The organism is Pseudobutyrivibrio sp. ACV-2, from assembly GCF_900107545.1.
Taxonomy (GTDB): Bacteria; Bacillota; Clostridia; order Lachnospirales; family Lachnospiraceae; genus Pseudobutyrivibrio.
This window is the reverse complement of the sequence record NZ_FNQZ01000011.1, coordinates 31519-50695: the sequence shown is the minus strand read 5'-3', so window position 1 is coordinate 50695 and position 19177 is coordinate 31519. Positions and strand designations below refer to the sequence as shown.

Annotated in this window: 18 protein-coding genes; 16 read left to right on the top strand and 2 right to left on the bottom strand. The window is 39.2% G+C overall.

Features of this window, described 5'->3' with window-relative positions:
- Positions 1-29 precede the first annotated feature (29 nt).
- Complete coding sequence (locus BLV53_RS11965; RefSeq protein WP_090301161.1) at positions 30-977, bottom strand: hypothetical protein; 948 nt, start codon at positions 975-977, stop codon at positions 30-32.
- A 141-nt stretch (positions 978-1118) separates the two neighbouring features.
- Here BLV53_RS11965 and BLV53_RS11960 point away from each other — a divergent pair, with 141 nt between their 5' ends.
- From BLV53_RS11960 to BLV53_RS11930, 7 genes are all read left to right on the top strand, one after another.
- Positions 1119-3458, top strand: coding sequence for an ATP-binding response regulator (locus tag BLV53_RS11960; protein ID WP_170830842.1), 2340 nt, complete (start codon positions 1119-1121; stop codon positions 3456-3458).
- Positions 3459-3487: 29 nt separating this feature from the next.
- Complete coding sequence (locus BLV53_RS11955; protein WP_090301157.1) at positions 3488-3727, top strand: hypothetical protein; 240 nt, start codon at positions 3488-3490, stop codon at positions 3725-3727.
- Positions 3728-3769: 42 nt separating this feature from the next.
- A complete protein-coding gene (locus BLV53_RS11950; protein WP_090301155.1) occupies positions 3770-5134 on the top strand; it encodes an MATE family efflux transporter in 1365 nt (454 codons plus the stop codon).
- 241 nt (positions 5135-5375) lie between these two features.
- Positions 5376-6938, top strand: a complete 1563-nt coding sequence (locus BLV53_RS11945; RefSeq protein WP_242879096.1) for a family 43 glycosylhydrolase — start codon at positions 5376-5378, stop codon at positions 6936-6938.
- A 171-nt stretch (positions 6939-7109) separates the two neighbouring features.
- Positions 7110-8639, top strand: a complete 1530-nt coding sequence (locus BLV53_RS11940) for a glycoside hydrolase family 43 protein (protein ID WP_090301151.1) — start codon at positions 7110-7112, stop codon at positions 8637-8639.
- A 1-nt stretch (position 8640) separates the two neighbouring features.
- Positions 8641-9594 (top strand): glycoside hydrolase family 43 protein, encoded by a 954-nt coding sequence (locus BLV53_RS11935; protein ID WP_170830841.1) that lies wholly within the window; start codon positions 8641-8643, stop codon positions 9592-9594.
- Positions 9581-9829 (top strand): DUF6171 family protein, encoded by a 249-nt coding sequence (locus BLV53_RS11930; protein ID WP_090301238.1) that lies wholly within the window; start codon positions 9581-9583, stop codon positions 9827-9829. Before BLV53_RS11935 ends, BLV53_RS11930 begins: the two co-directional genes overlap by 14 nt.
- A gap of 23 nt (positions 9830-9852) precedes the next feature.
- On the opposite strand, the gene BLV53_RS11925 is transcribed toward BLV53_RS11930, so the two are convergent.
- The gene (locus tag BLV53_RS11925; protein WP_090301147.1) at positions 9853-10773 is read right to left on the bottom strand and encodes an ArsR/SmtB family transcription factor; all 921 of its coding nucleotides are present in this window, start codon (positions 10771-10773) and stop codon (positions 9853-9855) included.
- 395 nt (positions 10774-11168) lie between these two features.
- Between BLV53_RS11925 and BLV53_RS11920 the strand changes: the two genes are divergently transcribed.
- From BLV53_RS11920 to BLV53_RS11880, 9 genes are all read left to right on the top strand, one after another.
- Positions 11169-12599 carry an ABC transporter substrate-binding protein gene (locus tag BLV53_RS11920; RefSeq protein ID WP_090301145.1) on the top strand — a complete coding sequence of 477 codons (1431 nt, stop codon included), beginning with the start codon at positions 11169-11171 and terminating at the stop codon, positions 12597-12599.
- Positions 12600-12813: 214 nt separating this feature from the next.
- On the top strand, positions 12814-13710 hold the full coding sequence (locus BLV53_RS11915) for a carbohydrate ABC transporter permease (RefSeq protein ID WP_090301236.1): 897 nt from the start codon (positions 12814-12816) through the stop codon (positions 13708-13710).
- A 1-nt stretch (position 13711) separates the two neighbouring features.
- The gene (locus BLV53_RS11910) at positions 13712-14581 is read left to right on the top strand and encodes a carbohydrate ABC transporter permease (RefSeq protein ID WP_242879095.1); all 870 of its coding nucleotides are present in this window, start codon (positions 13712-13714) and stop codon (positions 14579-14581) included.
- Positions 14582-14632: 51 nt separating this feature from the next.
- Complete coding sequence (locus BLV53_RS11905) at positions 14633-16153, top strand: alpha-N-arabinofuranosidase (protein ID WP_090301143.1); 1521 nt, start codon at positions 14633-14635, stop codon at positions 16151-16153.
- A gap of 171 nt (positions 16154-16324) precedes the next feature.
- The gene (locus tag BLV53_RS11900; protein WP_090301141.1) at positions 16325-16564 is read left to right on the top strand and encodes an FMN-binding protein; all 240 of its coding nucleotides are present in this window, start codon (positions 16325-16327) and stop codon (positions 16562-16564) included.
- 190 nt (positions 16565-16754) lie between these two features.
- Entirely contained in the window at positions 16755-17642 is an 888-nt protein-coding gene (locus tag BLV53_RS11895) for a DegV family protein (protein ID WP_090301139.1), read from the top strand.
- A 42-nt stretch (positions 17643-17684) separates the two neighbouring features.
- Positions 17685-18251, top strand: a complete 567-nt coding sequence (locus BLV53_RS11890) for an HdeD family acid-resistance protein (protein WP_090301137.1) — start codon at positions 17685-17687, stop codon at positions 18249-18251.
- A 2-nt stretch (positions 18252-18253) separates the two neighbouring features.
- Positions 18254-18487, top strand: coding sequence for a hypothetical protein (locus BLV53_RS11885; protein WP_090301135.1), 234 nt, complete (start codon positions 18254-18256; stop codon positions 18485-18487).
- Positions 18488-18496: 9 nt separating this feature from the next.
- Positions 18497-19066 carry a TetR/AcrR family transcriptional regulator C-terminal domain-containing protein gene (locus BLV53_RS11880; protein WP_090301133.1) on the top strand — a complete coding sequence of 190 codons (570 nt, stop codon included), beginning with the start codon at positions 18497-18499 and terminating at the stop codon, positions 19064-19066.
- The last annotated feature ends 111 nt before the right edge of the window (positions 19067-19177 follow it).

Here is a 19177-nt window from a genome sequence, read left to right as displayed (position 1 = left end):
TTTCCCTAAGTTTTAGGACCTGTATATCATTATATTAACTCATTAGGAGTGTCAGCAATAGACAATGCAATCGATGTGTCCATCTCTACTAAGTGTTCTGTGGCTATTGCGTTTTCATAGGCCAGGGCTTCTTCAGCGTATCGAACGCAGGCAGAATGGTACTTTTCTTTATTATCTGAGTTCTTAAAAACAAACATGTAAAGCTTGGCGGTTTCCAGCTTTAAATGTTGATTACTTGAAATGGTGGCTATAGAGTCCAAGTTTTGTGCAACAGCTTCAGCTCTATTATATTCACCCATATCACAGAAGGTTTCTACCAGCAGATATAAATCCTCAAGGTAATCCTGAATGGTCACCTCTGGACTTTTCATGAAACCGGCAAATTCATCCAAATGGTCATAGACATACTTGTCATCCCCTGATTGATGATGGAGACTTGCAGTAAGTATGGCAAGAGACAGGTCGTGGAAATGCATGTCATTTTTAGTGGTTATTTCTTTTGCTCTTTTTAAAAAAGTCTCGGCTTCAGAAAAACGGTGGGTGTGGAGATAGGAGTATGCCAGATTAAGACATGCCACTAAATAATGAACTGGCTCATTATTAAAACAGGTGCCATAATCCTCCAAATCCTGCAATGCCATGCGTCCATAGTTTACAGCACTGTCATAATCTCCAAGAGTCATATATCTGTTGCAGATGATGGTATAAAACAAGTGCTTTGCGCCCTGAATTTTATTTTTATCCAGATAATCAAAGGCATTAAGACATTTATATAGCATTTTAGAGTCGTAGCCCATAATTCCATAGGCAATAGCAAGCCCACGAAGTGTCATGACATAATTTGTGGTGTCGTTCAATTCTTCGTATATGCTTTTTGCCATATTCAGATTGTCTATACCAAGCTCAATGCTGTTAATGTGAATCAGATTAATACCTTTATCATAATATTCCTTTGCGATTTGTTCAGAACTTGCCATTGGCCACCTCCTTAATGAATAGCACCCTTATTATAGGAAAAAAGTGTGACAATTTTCGTAACTTGTTGTTTAATCTCCGGGGAAAAATTATACTTAGGGTAATAATATTGGTTTATTATCGGCTTAATGGGGAAATGTATTATGAAACACACTAATAGTTTTTTATACGGAATTATATTTGTCTTTGGAATGTTGATTTTTTTATTCGTCGTCGGATTGATGTTTATAGGAGAATACACACTTCCTGATGAGCGCACTTATACAGATATGACTGTTGAAGATTATGGTGAAGGATGGGAAAGAATTCGATGGAATGGAGTGGCTGAACATATTGAACTTCCTGGCAATTATGATGTTGAGGGAAATCATTTATTTATCATTCGAAAGAAGCTGGATGTCTGGACAGACAGAGACAGTTTTTTAAGCTTTAATTCTGAAATGCAGGATGTGAAGGCATATGTAGATAACGAGCTAAGATATGAGTTTTCTACTAAGGATACAAGATTATTCGGCAGCCATAGTCCGCATACTATTTTGTATGTGCCACTTCATCCTTCCGATAATGGTAAAACTATTAAAATTATTTTTGATGGGGATAATAATTATTCCGGCATTATGAGTAAATTTATGCTTGGAACTCAGTACGGAATTCTTATGGCAACCTACAATTCGGAGCGTTACACACTGCTTCTTACACTGTTCTTGCTGACACTTGGTATAATTGCCTTTATCATAGGTGTAAGTATTAAGCTTTCTTATAACAAAACATTGCCACTTTTCTTTTCAGGGTGGACAGTTATCTGTGCTGCTATGTGGCAGTTGGCGGAAAGTGCCAGCAGACAATTCTTTGTGCCTAATTTTTCATTATTATCTTATCTGACATACTTGAGTCTTATCATGTTGCCTTTTGCCACATGTATGTACTTCGACTGTTTACAGGATGGCAAATATCGATTCGCCTATATGGTACTTATTGTTTTAGAGGAGTTTTCTGCCCTTACAGCTATTTTGCTTCAGTTCTATAACAACACAGATTTAAGCGAATTACTGCCTATAGCCTTTTTGGCAATTGTGCTCACCATGCTTTTGTATCTGGTTACAGTCATCCCGGATTTAGTGCATGGAGATGTAAAAAAATACTTCCTTGAATTTTTAGGAATTCTTGGTGCAATCATTATGGGAGTGGTTCAGATTGTTGATTATCAGACCAATCATCCTACTTCTATAAATGGCTTGTATCTGATAATTGGTCTGTTATTCATGATTATAATGTCTTATTTTAGAGCTCTTAGAGACATTAGAACCATGGAGCGTGATATGTTTGCAGCAGTTCAGGCTCATGATGCAAGTACAGCATTTATGACAAGAATGTCTCATGAGATGCGCACACCAATAAATGCGATTCTTGGTATGAACAAGATGATTCTCAGGGAAAGCAAGGAAAAGGAGGTTTTGGAATACGCCAGAGATGTTAACAGTGCCGGTAATTACCTGCTTAGTGTTGTAAATGAGGTGTTGGATCTTGCAAAGGTTTCGGCAGGCAAAATTGAAATAGAGCCGGATGAATACGATTTAATGAGTATGGTTCGTGAATGTTATGCTTTGGTGCGTCCAAGAGCAAAAGCAAGCAGACTGTCATTTGAGGTGGATATGAGTGATGAGCTGCCTGCAAAGCTTCGTGGTGACAAGGAACGCATCATCCAGATAATTACAAATCTTTTGACCAATGCTGTTAAATATACTCCGGAAGGAAGAGTTACTCTGACAGTCAGAGGAAAAATTCATGACGGAAAGCTTATACTTATAGTTACTGTAACTGATACAGGTATTGGTATAGCAGCAGAAAATATCCCTTATTTGTTTGATTCCTTTAAACGAGTAGGACAGTTTAAAAATATGCACCTTGAAGGAACTGGTCTTGGCCTTACCATCACCAAACAGTTGGTAGATTTGATGGGTGGTACTATTTACTGTGAATCAGAGCTTGGCAAAGGCTCATCATTTACTGTACATATTCCACAGGAAATCCGTTCGGTTGAGCCTTGCGGATTGTTTTCCATGGGACCAAATGGTGATAGACGTGTGGCAGACAGACATGAAGTGTTTGATATCATAGGCAAGATTCTAGTGGTGGACGATGTGGCCATCAACCTTAGAGTTTTCACAGTGCTTCTCAGTAACACGGACATAAGTGTTGACACTGCTATTAGTGGCACTGAGGCACTTGAGATGATTAAGCGAAATAAATATGACATCATTTTTGTGGATCATCTTATGCCTGGAATGGATGGAGTGGATTTGAAAAAGGCTATGGACAGCATGATTGACAATCCAAACAAATTAACTCCTATTGTTATGCAGACTGCAAATGCAGTAGTTGGAGCAAAGGAGGAGTATGAAAAACTTGGTTTTACAGATTATATTGCAAAGCCAATTAAAGAAGAAGAGTTGCGAAAGTTGATTCGTAAGTATATAGTTTAGAGAGAATTTATATAAAGGAGACTACCATTATGGCAATTAATCCAGCAGATTTATTTAGAGTTAGAAGCGCGGCGGAGACATTTAATGCAAATCATCCAAAGCTTATTCCATTTTTTGGAGCTGTAAAAAATAAGGCAATGACTCCAGGATCTGTTATTGAAATTTCAGTTACAGACGAGGCAGGAGAGCGTATTGAAACAAATCTTAAGGTTCAGGAATCTGATCTTGAGTTAATCAGACTTCTAATGGAGATTGGCGCCAAGGGCTAATTCATTTAATACAAGACTGATAAAATAGAATAGGTGAAATTAATGGCTAAAGAAACTACTAAAAAGATGACCGAAGGAAATCCCCTCACTTTGATATTGGGATTTTCTATTCCTATGCTTGCAGGACTTTTGTTTCAGCAGATGTATAACCTGGTGGATACAATTATTGTAGGCCAGATACTTGGAGATTCAGCACTTGCAGCAGTAGGTTCCACTGGCTCTATCAACTTTTTAATTAATGGATTTTGCATGGGAATGTGTTCTGGTTTTGCCATTCCTGTGGCCCAGAGATTCGGTGCGGAATCCTATGATTCCATGAGAAAATTCGTAGGCAATGCGATAGTGCTGTCTGCAATTTTTTCTGTGGTGATTACTTTTTTTGTCAGTATTTTTTGTTACAAGATACTTGGAATAATGCAGACTCCGGATGATATTATTGATTTGGCATATTCATACATCTCAATCATATTTTTTGGGATACCTGTTACATTTCTTTACAACCTGACCGCCGGAATCATGCGTTCATTAGGAGACAGCAAGACTCCAACGTATTTTTTGATTATGGCAGCAGGAATTAATGTGGTATTGGACATCGTTACCATTTTAGGATTTAAGATGAGTGTAAATGGACCGGCACTTGCAACTGTGCTGGCACAGCTTATTGCAGGCTTAAGTTGCGTGGTTTACATGAAAAAGAAATTCCCTATACTGAAAATGTCCAGAAAGGATTTAACTCCTGGACCTCATCATACAAAAGTTTTGATATCAATGGGAATTCCATTTGGACTACAGTATTCGATCACAGCTATAGGCTCTGTTATCCTTCAGACTGCAGTAAATGGACTTGGAACTATTGCTGTAGCATCCATGACAGCAGGCGCCAAGGTTTCAATGTTTGTGGTATGTCCTTTTGATGCTTTAGGTGGCACCATGGCTACCTACGCAGGACAAAATGTAGGTGCAAAAAATATTGCCAGAGTAAAAAAAGGAACCTGGACAGCTCAGCTTTTGGGAACTATTTATTCTGTCTTTATTTTGATAGTACTTTTTTTTGCAGGGCGATATATGCTTAGGCTTTTCACCAAAACAGACATTATAATAGAGCAGGCTATGATGTTCTTGCTTGCAAACGCAGTTACATACACACTTTTGGCTGCGGTTAATATTTTTAGATTTGCAATCCAGGGCATGGGCTTTTCCACCTTTGCCATATATTCAGGTGTAATGGAAATGATTGCCAGAATCCTTGTGGCATTCACCTTCGTTCCAATGATAGGCTATGCCGGCGCCATCTGGGCCAGCCCGGTAGCATGGCTATTTGCAGTATTCTTCCTGATCCCAGGATTCTACTCATGCTGCAACAAACTAGAAAAAAAATACAGAACCGAAAACTCCCACTACCTCTAAGAAAATAAAAGCCTTCCCCTAGAGGGGAAGGTGGCCCAAAGGGCCGGATGAGGTGTGCCTTCCCCCTAAGGGGGAAGGTGTCAGCGAAAGCTGACGGATGAGGGCGTACCTACCGCCTTAAACCATCTCCATTTCAGGAGATGGTCTTTTTTTTTATCTTGAGAATCCCCCAATCAGATGATATAGTATTATCTAAAGTAATTTAACTAATACTAAAGCAATGTATCGGGAGAACAATCAAATGAAGAAAAGAGCAATTCTATTAACAACCACGGCACTACTCTGTGCTATGACAGCCACAGCCTGCGGCACACCAAAGGAAATCTCAATTGAAAAATGTACCACAGGCAATCCTATGGTAGCAGACAATCAAAATATCACCTATGGCGGTGACCCATCTATCCTTGTAGATGGAGATACAGTATATCTGTACACTGGACATGATGCTTCCACAGATGAAGAGGTGGCAAAATCAATCTACAACATACCAGAATATCTTTGCTACTCTTCAACGGATTTAGTGAACTGGAAGCCTGAGGGCACAGTAATGTCCATGGAGGATGTAAAGTGGGATAGTAACGACACCAGCGCCTGGGCCAGTCAGGTGATGAAGCATACGGATCCAGCTGATGGAAAGGACAAATATTATCTATATTATTGCAGCTGGGATAAAACAGGAAAGCAATGCATTGGAGTGGCGGTTTCTGATTCTGCCACAGGAAAGTTTGTGGATATTGGGGAGCCTCTTGTAAAAAGCTCTGTAACTAAACCTAACACCAGCACTTTCAACGATATAGACCCAACGGCTTGGATAGAAACTGATGCTGATGGTGTAGAGCATCGATACCTGGCTTGGGGAAATGGAATGTTTTTTGTCTGCGAGTTGAATGAGGACATGATTTCCATCAAAGATGTAAACGGAGATGGCAAAATAACAAACGGTAAAATAGCAGGTGAGGATGACATCATTACCAGAACTGATGGCCTTGATAGCTACACAGAGGCTCCATGGATTTATCGCAGAGCTGATGAAAATGGTAACTATTATGGTGATTACTATTTGTTTTTTGCCCATCAGTGGAGAGAGTGCATGGCCTATGCCACCACAGATGATTTACTTTCAGGCAAGTGGTCTGAAACTGATAAAATCATGAATCCAACAGCTACCTCCAACACAAATCATATGGCGGTATTTGATTTCAAAGGAAAGACCTATTTTGTTTATCACAATGGTTCTCTTCCTGCGGGAAGTGGTTTTAGAAGAACAGCCTGCATAGTGGAGCTTAAATTTAATGAGGATGGAAGTATTAATCTTTTTGAGGAGAGTGCAGCAGGAATCGATGGACAGATTTCAACAATAACATCTATGGATGGAGCATCGGCTATAGCTCATGAAACATTTATAAATTCATCTGTCGATAGTGATTATCCATACAAAAATGTCAAGCTGGTTGCAGGGACTGTAAAATCTGATAGCAATGACTTCAAATGGGTGATTCGACCAGGCAAAGCTGATGTAAAGAATGAGGCTTATGTTTCGATAGAATCTGAAAACAAGCCTGGACTGTTTATCACAGCAAATTCTGATGGAACAGCAACCCTTAGCCAGGACACAAAGGCTTCTGATGCATCAGCTTCTAATCAGACATTCAAGACTGTGCAGGGCCTTGGCGATAAAAACGGAGTCAGCTTTGAAAGTGTGGCTCAGGCAGGAAAATATCTCACTTTTGTGGATGGAATACTTACACTTACTGATGGTAAGGATAAAGATAGTTCTACATTTATAGTAAAAAATTTAGAGTAATAATTAATTTGTGTTACACCTCCTATTTGCTAGGAGGTGTATTATTTTAGATTGAATTAAAATAATTATTGAAAACCTAAAGACGATTTGTTATAGTAAATATTGATTTAAATAACTTAAGCATTTGAGGCTTGATGCTTAGACGATAAGACAAAATAGGAGGAAAGAACCATGAAGCGGTTTTTATCATGTGTTCTAGCTGTTTCTATGGCAGGTGGTCTTGTGGCATGCTCAGGCTCAAATTCAGAAGTCAAAAATTACAACGTTAGCTATGATGGCATTGCCACTGGCAACGTTTCTTCGGGCGTTTCTGTCCATGACCCATCCATTTTAGAAGTAGACGGAACATACTACATTTACGGTTCTCATATGTCTGCAGCAAAAAGCGATGACCTGATAAATTGGACAAAGGTAGCTGATGGCTACGGGAAAAGCAATCCAGTCTATGGCCGGATTTATGATGTGGCTGATAAATCCTTTGCTTATTCCGGTAGCAAGGATAGCATCATAAAAACAGACGATGGCAAGACCCATGTGTGGGCACCAGATGTAATATTCAATAAAACAACTGGAAAATATTATATGTACTATTGCACCACCAGTACCTTTAATGCATCAAATCTTTGTTTTGGTGTAAGTGATACACCAGAGGGGCCATTTGAGTGGCAGGGAGCATTGATTTATTCAGGCTTTACAGGTAAAAATATTGAAGCTACAGATGTCCTTGATTATGTAGATGAGGACTACGCAAAAAAGAATTATATAAAGGGTGGCTCTTACAATTACGAGGATTATCCAAATGCCATTGATCCAACAGTTTTCTATGACAAGGATGGCAGAATGTGGATGACCTACGGTTCCTGGTCTGGTGGAATATATTTACTTGAACTTGATCCAGAAACTGGACTTGTAATTCACCCTGAAGCTGCTGAAGCAAATAACGTAGATGCGTATTTTGGTAAAAAGCTTTTAGGCGGGGGACACATTTCCATCGAGGGTCCATACATTATGTATGATGCGGATACAGACTACTATTATTTATTTGTATCCTATGGTGGTCTTACCAGCAATGGTGGATATCAAATGAGAGTGTTCCGGTCAAAGACTGTTGATGGTGAATATGTGGACATGAATGGTGCTTATCCTGAAAAAAGTGCACAGCATCAGAATTTTGGCTTAAAGCTTTCTGGTAATTATAAGCTACCTAGCCTTGAAAAGGCATATATGGCTACCGGTCATAATTCAGCCTTCGTTGATACAGATGGTAAAAAATATGTTGTGTACCACACCCGCTTTAATGATGGTGGTGAAGGACATTCTCCAAGAGTTCATCAGATTCTCATGAATGAAGAGGGCTGGCCATGTTTCCTTCCTTATCAGACACAGGGGGAGACTGCTTCTGAAAATGGCTACGCAGAGGATGACGTAGTTGGAAGATACTATGTGATTAATCAGGGAACAGATATTTCAAGCGACATAGCAAATCCATTTATTGTTTATCTGAACAAGGATGGCAGCTGTGATGGAAAAGAGGTTAGCGGTACCTGGGAAATGAAGGGCGGCACCTATTACATGAATATCACAATTGATGGAACAAGCTACAGCGGTGTGTTCTGCCAGATGAAGGATGAGGCAGGAACAGATGTAATGACATTTTCAGCAGTAGGAAATAATCAAACTATATCGGGAGTGAAATATTAATATGGACAAGAATTTTGAATACAATAAACCATGGATTTTGCAGAGAGCAGATCCATACGTATATCGTCACACAGATGGTAAATATTATTTTACAGCATCTGTACCAGAATATGACAAAATCATATTGAGATGCAGTGATACTTTAGAAGGCTTGAAGGATGCCCCAGAGCTTGAGGTATGGCACAAGCATGAATCAGGTCCAATGTCTAAACACATTTGGGCGCCAGAGCTTCATTATCTATTTGGAAAATGGTACATCTATTATGCTGGCGGTGAGATGGAGGACATCTGGAAAATCCGTCCATACGTATTAGAGTGTCAGGGTGATGACCCTATGAAGGACCCATGGATTGAAAAGGGCAAGATGACTAGAGCAGAGTCTGATGAATTTTCATTTGAAGCCTTCTCGCTAGATGCAACAGTTTTTGAAAACAAGGGTCAGTGGTACTATATCTGGGCTGAAAAGGTTGGTGTAGGTAAACAGATTTCAAATCTTTACATTGCTCGCATGAAAAATGGTTATACACTTGAAACAGACCAGGTGCTTCTTACAACTCCAGATTATGACTGGGAGCGCAGGGGCTACTGGGTAAATGAGGGACCATCTGTAATTCAAAGAGATGGAAAAATATTCATGACCTATTCTGCCAGCGATACAGGTATAAATTACTGTATGGGTATGCTTACAGCTGATGCAGATAGTGATTTACTAGATCCACTTTCATGGAAAAAGGAGCGCTATCCAGTTCTTGCATCATCAGCAGGGCATGTAGTTTATGGCCCAGGTCATAATTCATTTACAGTTGATGAGGAGGGCAATGATATTTTGGTATATCATGCCCGTACAGAGACAGAAATAGTTGGTGACCCATTGTACAATCCTAATCGTCATGCTATGCTTATGAAGTTTAGTTTTGTAGATGGAAGACCAGTGTTTGATTATGATAGAAAATAGAGTATGTACCAGGTGTCTGCTGAGAGATATGATCGATGCAGACACCGCTATGATTGAAAAATATAAAGGGGCATTAAAGCCTGAGGATATGGCAAACGATGAAGAATACGAAGCCAGACTCTCGGTGTGTAAGCAGTGTGACAAGCTTAATGCTGGCACTTGCATGTCCTGTGGCTGTTACGTGGAGCTTAGAGCATCAGCAAAGGTTTCAAGATGCCCTAATAAAAAATGGTGACCGTTTTTAACGGCCACCATTTTTTATTCTATAGGTTTGTAGTTAAGAGTTACTTTGATATCCTGTCCGTAGTTTCCAAAGGTTTTACCAAATAGTGTAACACCACCGATGTGTGCTGCATCATCCTCTACAGCAATTCTAAAATCAAGAGGCATTCCCTGCTTGATATCCAAATCTGAGATAGTAATATCTGAAATCTGAAGACCATCTATAAATGTTCCGTGCTTGTTAATAACAAGAAGCTTTAACAGACCATATTGATTCCAGTTTGGTGGCCACCAGTCAGGTGTAAACATTCCGAGGATGTCACCGCCGAAATCTCCAGGACTGGTCCACATACCAAGCTTTGTTCCGTTAAGTGAGAAGGAAATATCTGATGGCCAGTTGCTGTCTACACCAGGAGCTTCAGATGAAATCTCAAAGGATATGGAAATCTGTGTGATTCTATTGTTAATAGGAATAAGGTTTGGTAAAGAGTATTCAACAAAACCTTTTGTAAACCATATAATATCTGCATTGAAACGATCTGGATGGCTGAAGTATCTGGCATCGTCAATTTCACCAATAACAGAAGCGCTGTTGGCCAAACCACAGGTAGGGCAGATGCTGTATTTTGAGAACTGTCCCACCTTTATATCTGTAGTAAATACATTTGCAAGGTCTTCTGGTTTATCTATTTCTACTACTATTTTATCCTGGATAACTGAGCAAATCTTTGAGTTACCATGACTTGCTGATTCGTTTGAAGTGGAGATAAGACCACATTCTTCAAGCTTTTTGATGTGACCAGTGAGAGCACCATTACTGAGATTCAGCTGTGTTGCAAGCTGATTCATGCTCATATGGTCATTTTCTAATAAGATATTTAATATCTGGATTCGCACGTCCGAGCCTAATGCTTTAAATAATTCTAGTCCTTCGTCCAGAGAAGTGATATGAATCATCGTACTGCTCCTTTTTGTTTTAATAAATTAATTCATATAATTATAAATTATAAACGAAATGTCTGTCAACTAACCGAGGGTGATAAGCTGTAATATTTTAGAAAAAATCTAAAAACAAGGGGATATTTTATAGATAAACACTGAGTTTATACATACTTTTAGCAAATATTACCAAAAAGGATGTGTCCAATTTGTGTATTATAAAAGAATATCCAAAATACTTTAGTTTTTTCTAAAATAAATATTGACTATCGGTAGTTGGGGTCTTATTATAATTACATAATCGTTAATGAGTTTTTGCTGAACACCCCGAAAGGCTATCAAGCCTCAGCCTTTCATTATTATACAGTAAAAACCTGGCGGAAAAAACATTTCTTTTTTAAAGGAGGAGAAGAATGAAGAAGAAATTGCTTAGTGCAATGCTTTGCACATCAATGGCAGCTAGCTTATTTGTTGGTTGCGGGGGAGCATCATCAGAGGGTGGAGTTGATCCTGACGCTGCTGAAGCTACAGAAGAGGAAGCTGCTGAGTCAGCTGAAGCTGAAGTAGTTACAAATACTTTTGGTGATCCAAACGGAACACATCTTGAGATGTGGACATTCGTTGAACTTCACGGACAGCACTACGGTGTTATGGCTGAGGAGTGGAACAAGGAACACCCAGACAACACAATCGAAATCACATGTACAACATATCCATATGGCGATATGCACACAAAGCTTCTTACAGCTTTAGAGGCAGGTACAGGTGCTCCTGATATCTGTGATGTAGAGGTTGGTCAGTTCCCTAACGTAGTTGAAGGTCTTGATCAGTGGTTAGTACCTCTCAATGATTACGCTAAGGATTACCTTGATACAATGGTTACATCAAGAATGGAAACATATCAGGGTGAAGATGGAAACTACTATGGCGCTCCATACCACGTAGGTGCTACAGTAATGTACTACAACGTAGCAGCAATGAGCGAAGCTATGGGACTTAGCCAGGATGAAGTAATCGCAAAGATTGACGCAGTTAAGACTTGGGATGATTACGCAAAGCTCGGTGAAGAGTATCTTGGTTCTGTTTCAGAGGAAGGAAAGTATTGGACATCAGTTGATACAGGCGGAGTTGATTGGCTCTGGATTGCAATGGCTGAAAACGGTGATGACTGGACAGGTGGATTTGACAACCCAGCAAACGTTCAGCTTGATTCAGTAAAGACAATGCTTACAATGCAGCAGGATTGGTTAAAGTCAGGTCTTGCAGAGGTTTCTCCAGACGGACATGTTGATCTTGAAGCTGGTTTCCAGAATATCATGGATAGAAACATCGTTTCATTCCCTAAGGCTATGTGGTATATGTCTCGTTTCACAAACTACATGCCAGAGGAATCAGGCAACTGGTACATTGCAAAATGTCCTGTATTCAAGGCTGGCCAGAAGTGCTCAGTTGGTATCGGTGGTACAGGTACAGTTGTAACACAGCAATCTGAGAATAAAGAGCTTGCAGCAGAATTTACATGCTGGGCAAAGATGTCTGCAGAGGGTGAACAGCACATCTGGGATACACTTGGATTTGATGTATGTAACTCAGCTTTATGGGGTGATGATGCATTCGCACATGATGACAACAACCAGTACAACAAGTTCTTCATCAACTATCCATACGATGTATTAAATGAAATTGGAATGGACAACATTGGAAAGATTTCTGTTGTATCTATCAGCCCAACAATCAATGAGTACTTCTGCACAACAACACTTAATGAAGTACTTGAAGATCCAGATTACTCTGTAGATGATGCTCTTCAGGAAGCACAGGATGCAGTAGATATGGAACAATAGGAAATAGTTTTCAGCTTGCTGAAAAGTGTTTCCCACGACACACCTCATTGCCGTAGGCAATCATGGATGGTGTGTCTTCCCGTAAGGGAATATCTAAACACAATGATTTAATCATGTTTCCCAAAACAGGAGAAATTATTATATGGATATTAATATTTCTAGGGTGCCTGCCGAAAGGCAGGCATCCTCTTTTAAAAAGGATGGAGTAGGATTTATGAAGTTTAAAAAGCTATTTTATTCACAAAAGGTTGCACCATATGTGTTTGTAATTCCTTTTATACTTAGCTTTTTCTTTTTCTGGGTTTACCCACTTATCACAGCTTTTACAATGAGCTTTCAGGATATTGGGGCAATCAAATCAGAATGGATCGGCTTTGCGAATTATGCCAAGCTTTTAAAAGACAATGTATTTCATATAGCAGTTATGAATAGCTGTAAATACATGTTCTTTACATTAGTGTTATTGATTCCTTTCCCTATGCTATTTGCAGTTCTTATGGATAGTCATTTAGTAAAGGCAAAAGGAGTATGGAAGGCAGTTCTTTACATGCCAGCTTTAACATCAGTTGTTATTTCTGGTACATTATTCCGCCTGATGTTTACAGAGTACACAACAGGCCAAATGAATATGATTACAGCGGCTCTTGGCCTTGGAACATATAAATGGTTAAAGATGGGCTGGTCAGGTATGGTTGCACTTTTGATTGTTGCTTGCTGGAGATGGACTGGTGTAAATATGCTTTACTTCCTGTCAGGACTTAAGTCTATTGATTCATCTTTATATGAAGCAGCAGATATCGATGGTGCTTCAGGTTGGCAGAAATTCAGATATGTTACATTACCTTTACTAAAGCCAACAACAGTTTATGTACTTACAATTTCAGTATATGCCGGTCTTTCAATGTTCCTTGAGTCATACATGTTATGGGCAGGAAACTCATCACCAAACAATATCGGTCTTACAATTGTAGGTTACTTGTATAAGCGTGGTATTGAGAAAAATGACATGGGCTACGCATGTGCAGTTGGTGTAGTACTTCTTGTGGTAGCGCTTATCATCAACTTTGTACAGTTAATATTTAATGGAACATTTAAGAAGGAGGAGCAGTAATATGGCAAAGCAAAAAACAATGTCAGGTACTCCTCAAAGAAGAGTAGGAACTATTTTAGGAACAGGATTTTTCCTGATTCTCAGTTTGATTATTATTTTCCCAGTGTTCGCAGGCTTACTTGCTTCATTTAGACCTGGTACACAGCTGATTCGTAGAGGTTTAGCGATAGACTTGGATATTTCCACTATGAATCTGAACAACTATACATATTTGTTCAGTGGAAATGCTGACAGCCAGAAATATTTCATGTGGTACAAAAATTCACTTGTTATCACAGTTGTATCAGTAGCTTTAACATTACTTATCTGCTACTTCGTTGCATATGGTTTGACTATGTACGAATTCAGATTTAAGAATGCATTATTTACAATCGTGCTTGCAACAATGATGGTACCTTTTGAAATCCTTATGCTTCCATTATATAAGGAAATCATAGCATTCAAGCTCATCGATACATATACAGGCGTTATTATTATCGGTCTGTGTGGAGCATCAACAATTTTCTTCTTCAAACAATACCTCTCAGGTCTTCCTAAGGATTTGCTTGATGCTGCCCGTATCGATGGCTGTAATGAGTACAAAATCTCTGTAAAGATTATTTTACCTTTGGCTAAGCCAGCATTTGCATCAATGGGTATCCTTTGTGCGATGGGTAGCTGGAATGCAATCCTTTGGCCACTTCTTGTACTTAAGGGAGCAAACAAGTTCACACTTCCTATTGGACTTAATACATTGCTCACTCCTTATGGAAATAACTATGATGTGCTTATCGCTGGTTCAATGTTTGGAATTTTACCTATTTTGGTAATTTTCTTAATCTTTAACAGATACATTATTGACGGAATGACTGCAGGAGCGGTAAAAGGTTAATAAAACAATCATAGATTGTTTTATTAACCCATGAAAGGATGAATAATAATTATGTCAAAATTAGTTATCAATAACGAGAACAAAAAGAGCACCATTGCTCCAGAAATCTATGGACACTTTTCTGAGCACCTTGGTCGATGCATCTATGAAGGACTTTATGTAGGTGAAAACAGTGATATTCCAAATGTTAACGGAATGCGTACAGATGTCGTGGAAGCTCTTAAAGAGATGAAGGTACCTGTACTTCGTTGGCCAGGTGGATGCTTTGCAGATGAGTATCACTGGATGGACGGAATTGGTCCAAAGGAAACACGCAAAAAAATGATCAACACACACTGGGGCGGTGTAGTAGAGGATAACAGCTTTGGTACACATGAGTTCTTTGAGCTCTGCCGTCAGCTTGGATGTAAGACATACGTAAATGCGAATTTAGGCTCAGGTACTGTTCGTGAAATGAGCGAATGGGTTGAGTACATGACCTTCAACGGAGTATCTCCAATGGCAGATCTTCGTAAGCAAAATGGTCATGAGGAGCCATGGGTAGTTGACTACCTTGGAGTTGGTAATGAAAACTGGGGCTGCGGTGGAAATATGCGTCCTCAGCACTATGCAGATGAGTATAGACGTTATCAGACATATGTTAGAAATTACAATGGCAATAAGCCAATTGCAAAGATTTGCTGTGGTGCAAATGTAGATGACTATCATTGGACAAAGGAAGTACTTGATACCTGCTTTGATCATACTCCAGAGCATTTACATGGCCACATGGATGGACTTTCACTTCATTATTATACACTTCCTGAGACAGAGGACGATTGGAACTTCAAGGGAAGTGCTACAGATTTCACAGAAGAAGTCTTTTATCAGACTCTTAAGAGAAGCTATTTCATGGAAGAGCTTATCAATAAGCATGGTGCAATTATGGATCAGTATGACCCAGACAAAAAGATTGGCATGATGATTGATGAGTGGGGTATCTGGACAGATGTTGAGCCAGGTACAAATCCAGGCTTCTTATATCAGCAGAATACAATGCGTGATGCACTTGTTGCTGGTATGAACCTTAATATCTTCAATAAGCACTCAGATAGAGTAAAGCTTGCATGTATCGCTCAGATGATTAACGTGCTTCAGGCAGTGATGCTTACAGATGGCGAGAAGATGATTAAAACCCCAACTTACTACGTCTTCAAAATGTATCGTCATCATCAGGGAGCAACACTTCTCGACTCAAGCCTTATCTCAAACGGAACAGTTGGTTCTGGAAAGAACGAGCTTCCAAAGGTATTTGAATCTGTTTCTGAGGACGAAAATGGTGTTATCACAATCACACTTACAAACAACTCACTTGAGGCAGCAGAGGATGTAGAAATCCAGCTTACAAAGGATGGTGCAGCATATCAGGTATGCGAAGCTACTTATGTAGCAGGTACAATGAATGCACACAACACATTTGAAGCTCCAGAAGTTGTAAAGGAGACAGAATTCACAGATTACAACAAGACAGAGGATGGACTTTGCGTAAAGCTTCCAGCTTGCTCTGTTGTTAGCATCAGAATCAAGAAATAATTTTTTCTTTTTCATTAATTCCTTCCATATTTATAATCAAAAAAAATCTTTCCCGGTTTAATCGCTCGGGAAAGATTTTTTATGTTTATGGAATTACCATCTTCCAAAAAGGAACTTTAATACGTTCTGCTGAATAATCTGTAGCTGCTTTACAACTTTCCAAAGCGTCAGATGATAGCTGTATCAGTAGCATTGCTTGTTAGCACTGCCTCAGTTGCTGCCATAAATGCAAGTGGTGAGGAAGCTTCCGAGAAGATAGAAAATCCCAAAACAGCAGAACAGATAAATGAAGAAACAGATACTATTCTAAAGGCTCAAAGCTGTGACGTGGATATGGTTTCAGGCGCTACCTATTCATCTGAAGGATTGTTAGATGCAGTAGAAGCTGCAATTATGCAGGCAGGACAATAAAATTTGTATTTTAAATACAATAAAAATGGGCGCAAAGTTACCTGCGCTCATTTTTTATTTGAGAGTGACAAAGTCCACTTGTTTACACGTATTATTACAGGAGGGGCGCCGTTCGGTTGCATTTTTATAGATGAATGAGTTATACTTTATAGGTTACAAAGGTTAATATTTTAGTTTAAATAGGTGAATTATGTCAGAATATGTAATTAGTTGCTGTTCTACAGTAGACACAACAGAGGAGTTTCTAAAGGAGAGAAATTTAGAGCACATTTGCTTTCATTATTATTTAGATGATAAGCCATACAAGGATGATCTTTTTAAATCCATGTCTCCACAGGATTTCTACCAGGCTATGGTAGATGGAGCAATGACCAGAACATCACAGGTAAACGCAGATGAGTTTACAGAATATTTCAGGAGCTTTTTAAAGGAAGGCAAGGATGTGATACATCTTACTCTTTCCAGTGGTATTTCAGGAGTTATCAATTCAGCAAGAATTGCTGCAGACCAAATGAAAGAAGAGTTTCCTGATAGAAGGGTAGTTGTCATAGATAGCTTATCTGCTTCAGCAGGCTACGCCATAATTATGGATAAGCTTGCTAGCCTTAGAGATGAAGGTTACAGCTATGAACAGCTTGTGACATGGGCAGAGGAGCATGTACAAAATCAAAATACCTGGTTCTTCACCACAGATCTTACATTCTTTATCCGAGGTGGTAGAGTTTCAAAGCTTTCTGGTTGGTTTGGAACAGCCCTTAATATTTGTCCATTGCTCAATATCAATGATGAAGGAAAGCTTATCCCTCGTCAAAAATGCAGAGGTAAAAAGACAGTTAAAAAGGCTGCCCTTGCTGCAGTAAAGGAGCGAATTGAAAAAGGTGCAGATTATGCAGAAAACATTTTCATAACCCATTCAGTTTGCTATGAGGATGCTCGTGAGATGGCAGATATGCTAGAGGCTGCATTCCCTAACATGAAAGAAAAAATCCGTATTTTCGATATTGGTCCTACAATCGGAGCACACACAGGTCCAGGCACAGTTGCTATTGCTTTCTGGGGCAAAGAAAAGGAACACTAAATTTTTATAGCTTAAGGCTACGAAAAGGGGGATAAATCTATCATGAAAGAAAAGATTAAGGATTTACGCCTGAACATTACAGTTTCAGGAATACTAAGCATTGTCATTGGTATTTTACTTCTTATATATCCGGCACAAAGTCTTTCTACCATCGGAAAAGCTATTGGAGCCATCATTGTTTTAGCAGGCGTGTTTGTCATTATAAGCCAGCTTTTTGAAAATGGATTCAATGCTATGGGCATGGTTGTTGGTGGAGTTCTTGCTGTAATAGGTATCTGGATTTTTATGGCTCCAGGAGCAATTGTTTCTATTATTCCTATTGCTATCGGCGTACTTTTAGTTGTGCACGGCCTACAGGATTTAGGTCTTGCAATCGAGGCCACGAAATTCCATGCGCCTAGACCATGGCTTTCATTTATTATTGCAATTGTAAACATCCTTCTTGGAGTAATATGTATTGCCGATGCATTCCACATGGTCACACTTGCCACAAGAATCATAGGCTTAATGCTTATGTACGATGGTATTACAGATATTTTTACAGTTCACAAGGTTAGAAAAGCCACAAGGATTGTGGACGTTGATATCATTTCAGAGGAAGATATTTAAAAATGGGACAGATGGAATTTAAGATGGAACGCACAGGCCTCCTTGAAGTAGGGGATGTGCTTTCCATTACAGAATATGAGTTACCAAACTCTTACTACTATGTGCTCGGCAGGTCTTACGCCATGTCGGGCAATTTTACTACTCTGCAGAGAATCAAGGCGAAAGAAGGCACGGTAGTAGATGTAAAAGAAACGCCAAAAGGATTCTACGTTACAGTGGAATATCAGGATTCCTAAGGAGCAACTATGAACAATCAGACACAAAATCCAATTGACATTGTATTAGCAGATAGCTTGAAGGAGCTGGCTATTATAAAGCCAATCGAGAAGATAACTATAAAAGAAATTACAGATAAGGCTGGAGTAATCAGACCCACCTTCTATAATCATTTCCAAGATAAATACGAGCTTTTAGAGTGGATAACCATCCATGATTTGTTTGCTCCAGTGGAACCATTCCTTTCAAATGGCATGATAAAAGAAGGCATCACTTACATCCTAACCACAATGGAAAAGGAAAAGGAATTCTATAAAAAGGCTATCGATTTAGAAGGGCAGAATTCCTTCAACGAGATTTTTAACAATTGTGTAGCTAAAACTGTTTCTAAGTATCTGGATTTAAATAGCCTGGCGAAGGCTGCAAACTATCCTTGGCTTACTGAAGAAACTGTGGCAGATTTTTTAGCCCATGCTATCAGCTGGATAACCATTCAGTGGATAAAACGAGGTATGAACGCTCCAGTGGAAGAGCTAACAGATGTTTATGTGAAGATTTTTCATAGCCCAATCATAGATGTGGTTACAAAAAACATTTAGTATTTAACATACATTTTCGATACATTGTATCTTGTAGTCACACGGACTGAGGTGATTATATATTTCTATTAGGACACAGAAGTTTTAAGATTAAATTGTGAGAAATCTGAG